This is a genomic window from uncultured Campylobacter sp., assembly GCF_937997465.1.
In the GTDB taxonomy this organism is placed as follows: Bacteria; Campylobacterota; Campylobacteria; order Campylobacterales; family Campylobacteraceae; genus Campylobacter_A.
Window position 1 is genome coordinate 1 of record NZ_CALKTQ010000189.1, and the last position, 5652, is coordinate 5652.

The window sequence follows — 5652 nt, forward strand, 5'->3', positions numbered from 1 at the left end:
GCTTTTCTTTCAAATTTAGCGGATCGGTTTTATCCTGGATAAAAAGCCTCATTTGACCTTTTGGGACCAAATTTACCTTTTTGCAGGCGATCTCGCAGTCGGTACAGCCGACGCATTTATTCTGATCGAATATCATGCCGTAGTGCGGCTTTTTGCCGTTTTCCGTAGGGGCGTCTAAATTTATACTCTTGCCCAGTACGCTAGTCGCTCCCGCAACCGCCGCGCCCGAAGCAAGGAATTTAAAAAACGTCCTTCTTGTATTTTGCTCTTTCATATTCTTCTCCATCCGTATGGATTAAATATCCTAAATTTATCTACCAACGCTACTTCCGTGGCTGTGCGCGCCATGGAAATTTCGCGGCTGAGTTTCGCTTAGTTTTTTGGCTGCGCCGGCTAGCTCGCCAGGTTTTAGCGCCTTTACTAACTCGACTTCAAAAATCAGCGTCGAGCCGCCCGGTATCTCGTCTGCGCCCTCGTCTCCGTAAGCTAGGTGAGACGGGATGACGAATTTATATTTTGAGTTGCCGTTCATCATCATGAGGCCCTCTTGTAGGCCGTCTATTAAATTTACCATCGAAAGGATCGCAGGCTCGTTTCTAGAGTACGTATCGTCAAAAACTTTACCGTTTATGAGGTAAGCTTTATAGTTTAGCGCGACTACGCTCTCAGGTCTTGGTTTGTCGCCGTCGCCGACAGCCATGACTTCATACTGAAGCCCTGATTTAGTCGTTTTGACCTTTTTGTTTTTGGCGTTTTTCGCCATAAATTCTTCGCCCTCTTTTAAATTTTTTTCAAGCGCTTTTTTTAGCGCGTCTTGGGTTAGCTTATTTAATTTTTCGTCCCTTTGATTGAGTAGAGAGATTATTTCTTCGTCCGTTAGTTTTTGTTCTTTTTTAAAGGCATCTGCAAAACCATCTAAAATAGCCTTGCTGTCAAATTTAACGCCTAGGCTTTCTTGTTTTTTTAGTTGTGTGGAGATATAGGTTCCGGTTGAAATTCCGATACTGTATGATTCTTTTTGCTCTTGCGTCATCGTCTCTTTATCCGCCGCGCTAGCGCACAAGACGCAACCGGCCGTTAGGCAAAGAGCTAAAATTGGATTTTTGCTAAGTTTAAAACGCATAAATTTTACCTTATTAAATTTGGACGCCGCAAAAGCGCGGCGTCCGTAATCGCATCATAAATTGTTATTTATGATTCTTTGGGCTTCTTTGATGTACTCTTTAGAAGCGTCGAGTCTTTGTTTTGTATATTTAAAGCCGTGCATACCCCATGAGCCGTCTTTTTGTAGCAAGTCAACTGTGTCTTGCGCTTTTTCGATTAGCTCATAAACTCTTGTCTTATCGCTAGGGCTTAGTTTCTTAGTTTCTAAGATAGCATAAAGTCCCTCGATACCGATTTTGACTTGAGAGAAGTCGTTTTTAACAGGGGTTTGCCATCCCATTACTTCGTCATAAACCTGTTTTTGGTTCTTGAAGTGCAGAGTAGGTTTTAGCTCAGATAGAACAGGGCTGTGGCAGCCTTTAGTATCTTGCATATCTTTATCCGCCCAAGACGTTCTAGCGCACGCCCACATTAGGTCAACGAAGTTATGTCCGTTTTTATCTCTTTGGAAGTGCCAATCTTTAGCATCTCTCGGTCCTTTAGCCGCGTCGCCCGCAACTAGAGATTTTCTAGCAGGATCTACGTCGATTTTCCAGATGTGAGATCTTCTTTGAGTATCGAATCCAGCGTTATCTTGGAACTGGATAGCGTAGAAGTTCTCGCAGCTCATCATGAATGGCATGTGGCAAGATGCGCAAGTGTTGTCTTTGTGCGTATCGGCTCTAGAAGCGATATATGCTTGCTCTTTGTGGCAATCTTGACAATCTTTTCTGATTTTTGGTTTAGTGTAAAGCGCACTTAGGTAGCCTTGCTCTGAGTTATAGTTTACGCCCTTGATAGTCTTGTCGCCTACAACCGGACCTGTGTTGTCGTGTGGATCGTGGCAAGTGGTGCAGCGCATGCCTTTATCGTAGTGAGCGGTAAAGTATGATTGTGAACCCTCAGATCCGCATCCTGGTCCCATTGATTTAAATTTAGAGCTTAGAGATAGGTCAAGCTTGCCTTGGTTTAGAGGATTGGCTCTAGCTAGGTCTGGGCTGTAGTTAAATCTTTGGTGACAGCGTTCGCAGTTTGATGTTCTAAAGTTTGTAGCTCCGTCAAGGTGACCGCCGGCTCCGTGACACTCCTCACAGCTTACGCCTTTAGAGATAGTGTGCTTTTGAAGCTCTTTGGCATTACCAAGAGCCGCATAGAACTCTTTCTTAGTTTTAAAGTCAAATTTGAACGGGTGGCAAACTTCGCAGTAAGAGCCGTTTGCTTGGAAGAACATTGACTTTTTGTATTTAGCCGCGTACGAGGCTAGACCTCTGACGTATCCGCCGTTATCGCCGTAATCAGCTAGAGTTTCTGGGAAATCAGGAACGAAATCTTTGATTTTCTTAACTGTTTCAGGAGTTAAATTTAACGCCCAAGTTCTTTGGAACTGGTTACCGCCCGCTACGATCTGACCCGTGCCGTCTCGTAGCAAACCGCCCTCTACGTGGTAAGTTCCTCGCAAAAGCCACGCGTCTACGTAGCCGAATTTGGTTCTTAGGTGTCCTACGGTTGCGTAAATAACGTCTGGAGTAATACCTTGAGGCAAGATGGACGCAGTGTCTGGGCTAAATACCGGATCGGTTAGGTTGTTGTTAACCTCAGGGTGCTCGCCAGGGAAGCGGATAGTAGTGGCGTGGCGCGATCTGCTCCATACCTCGTACTGCGCAGGGTGGCACTCGCCGCACTTTTCTGCTCCTACGAATTTGTTAGGAAACTGCAAAGACGAACCCGCAGGTATCCTATACATCATAGAGCTGTAGCCTTTACCGCCGTCTCTTTTACTAGCTTTTGACATGTCAAAGCCGTGACCTTCGGCGAGCCACTCAAGTCCACGGTCGTGAACATCTAGTTTACCGACTGTTTTACCGCCGTATTTTGTGAAAATCGGGTGGTTTTTAAACAGCCACTCATACATCTCTTGCTCTTCTACGATGTAGTCTTGCAAGGATATTACGCCCCTACTTTGAAGCGTGCCTTTTGGATTTGCTATGACGTCTCGCGCTTGTTGAGACATCTGCATGTTGTGTTCTTCGCAACAGGCTTGCGATGCGAAGACGCTAACGCCCATAAGCAAACCTAATAAGGTTTTACTTAAATTCCTCATTGCGCCCTCCTTATAAATTTTGGATCTAAAATCAAAAAGATTTCATACTGATAATGCTATCGTAAAAAGGGGGCGAAAAAAGGGGAATATTAATAAATTATGAATTTTTAAATTTAATAGTAAATACTACGCCATTATTTATATTTTGCGCGTAAATTCGGGCGTTATTTTTTTCGGCTATTACCTTGCTCATATATAGTCCAAGCCCGCTACCTGATTTTTTCGTAGTAAAATGCGGCTTAAAAATCTTATTTATCGCGGCTTTATCTATACTGCCGGCGTTATTTTCGAGCGTTATCGCTCGCTCGCCGTTTAACAAAAAGGTCGTTATTAAAATTTGCCATCGGTTTGCTTGCGCCCGCTCTTGCGGCAGGTTTAAAAATGCTTCTTTGGCGTTATTCATGACGTTGATTAAAATTTGAATAAGCTCGTTTATGTTTCCGTAAAGCGTAAAATTTTCTTTTATCTCGACTTTTACGTCGATGACGTGCTTTTTGAGCGTCGCGTTTAAAATTTTACAAGCCTGCTCTATGGCCTGCTTTACCTCAAATTCGCTCTTTGGCATATTTGGATTAAAGAAATTTTTAAAATCCTCGATAGTGCCTGACATAAATTTGACCTGCTCGTTTGCTTCCTCGATGGCCTCTTTTAGCCTCTGTTCGCTTAGTTTGCCTCGCTCGGAGTAAAGCTCCAAATTTACCAGAGTCGAGCTGATCTGCGCTAGAGGCTGACGCCACTGGTGCGAGATATTGCCGATCATTTCGCCCATCGAGGCTAGGCGGCTTTGATTTATCATCAAAAGCTCGTTTTGCATCTTGGTTTTTTCGTTGCCTTTGTGGATTTTATAAACGAAAAATAAAAACGCCGCAAAGATCGCCGTGATCGCCACGCCGCTAACGATAAATTCCTGTTTATGATAAAGCAAAATGCTTTTTACCGGGATTTTAAAGCTCACCATCGCTATCGTGTCGCCGACTTTGCCCTCGAAATTATTTAAATTTCCGTATTGTTCGAGCATTTTTTTAGGCGCGCTATTTATGTTGTGGCACTCGACGCATGACGGGTGGGAGTTTTTGACAGGAAGGCCTACGAAAAAGTATGAGGCGTTTTGGTCTTTGATTACGTCAGAGTAGACCTCGTATTTACCCTCCTTAAATCCTTCTAAAATTTCATTTTCAAATTCCGTGCCCTCGTGTTCGGGATTTAGCGGATTCGTCGCCGTTAGCCTGTAGTCGTAGTTTATGTTTTTTTTGGCGAGCTGGATTTTGTAAATTTGACGCGTGATGTAGGATGAGGACATGAGTCTGGGGTCAAAAAGGTCTTTGTCTATAGCGCCGTGATCTTTTAACTCATCTATGAGCGGGCGCTGGACGGTAGAGATGTAGTCGCGTATGCCGTTCATCGCATCTAGCACGTAAACTGCCTCCTGCTTGGCGTCTTTTAGTGCGAGATCGCGGTAAAAGTTAAAAACCAAAACTGTAATGGCGCCGTACAAAACGACGAGCAGCAGGATGATAAATTTAAATTTGGACTTCACATAGATATCCTACGCCGTATAAATTTCTGATCGTGTCCTTGCCGATCTTGCGGCGCAGCTCTTTTACGATGGTTTTGATGGCTTCTTTGGTCGGCTGTTCAAATTCCCACATGTAGTCAAACAGCTGCTCGTAAGTGATGGTTTGGTTTTTGTTGTTTAAAAAATACTCCAAAAGCTTGCTCTCGCTTTTGGAGAGGCGACAGGCCTCTTCCTTTATATATATGATTTTTTTGCTAAAATCGTATTTGAGCTCGCTATTAATATTAAACATAGGCGTATGGTCGATGAGCTCCATCGCGACGTCTTCTAGTGCCTTTATAAACGTATCTTTATCGTAAGGCTTTGATAGATATCTCGTGATCTTTAGCTCAACCGCACGCCACAAATACTCCTGCTCGGTATGGCTTGAGATGATTACGATCGGGATTTTGCGGTTTGCACAGCGGATTTTTTTAGCTACCTCTAAACCGTCCATGTGCGGGACGCTGACATCTAGGACGAGCGCGTCGTATGAACCGCTCATAGCCTCGTCTAGCGCCTCGATACCGTCGCTTACGCCTTTTACTTCGGCAAAAAACAGCTCGAGAGAGTCGATCATATTTTTTAATATATAAGGTTCATCCTCTAAACAAAGGACTTTTTTATTGGATAAAACGTCTAAAACGGAGTAATCTTGCATCTTTTTCTCGTACTAAATTTTGCCGATACTAACACAAGCAAGCTTAAAATACTATTTTTAAGGATTGAGATATTAACCATAAAACATAAATTAATCAAAGTTTTTGATGATGTAAAATTTGGGGAATAAATTTAAAGATGGTGGAGTTAAGCGGGATCGAACCGCCGACCTCTTGAATGCCATTCAAGCGCT

The 5652-nt window shown here is 43.5% G+C and carries 4 protein-coding genes and 1 pseudogene; all 5 read right to left on the reverse strand.

Annotated features, from left to right (window positions below; all coding sequences use genetic code 11):
• Positions 1-274, reverse strand: a pseudogene (locus Q0546_RS06110) (nitrite reductase); the annotation flags it as partial.
• Between the two features lie 36 nt (positions 275-310).
• On the reverse strand, positions 311-1123 hold the full coding sequence (locus Q0546_RS06115; protein ID WP_298791448.1) for an FKBP-type peptidyl-prolyl cis-trans isomerase N-terminal domain-containing protein: 813 nt from the start codon (positions 1121-1123) through the stop codon (positions 311-313).
• Between the two features lie 54 nt (positions 1124-1177).
• Positions 1178-3244: a cytochrome c3 family protein gene (locus tag Q0546_RS06120; RefSeq protein ID WP_298791450.1), complete on the reverse strand. Its 2067-nt coding sequence runs from the start codon at positions 3242-3244 to the stop codon at positions 1178-1180.
• A 97-nt stretch (positions 3245-3341) separates the two neighbouring features.
• Positions 3342-4781 carry a DUF3365 domain-containing protein gene (locus Q0546_RS06125; RefSeq protein WP_298791451.1) on the reverse strand — a complete coding sequence of 480 codons (1440 nt, stop codon included), beginning with the start codon at positions 4779-4781 and terminating at the stop codon, positions 3342-3344.
• Entirely contained in the window at positions 4765-5460 is a 696-nt protein-coding gene (locus Q0546_RS06130; protein ID WP_298058907.1) for a response regulator transcription factor, read from the reverse strand. Before Q0546_RS06130 ends, Q0546_RS06125 begins: the two co-directional genes overlap by 17 nt.
• Between the last annotated feature and the right edge of the window lie 192 nt (positions 5461-5652).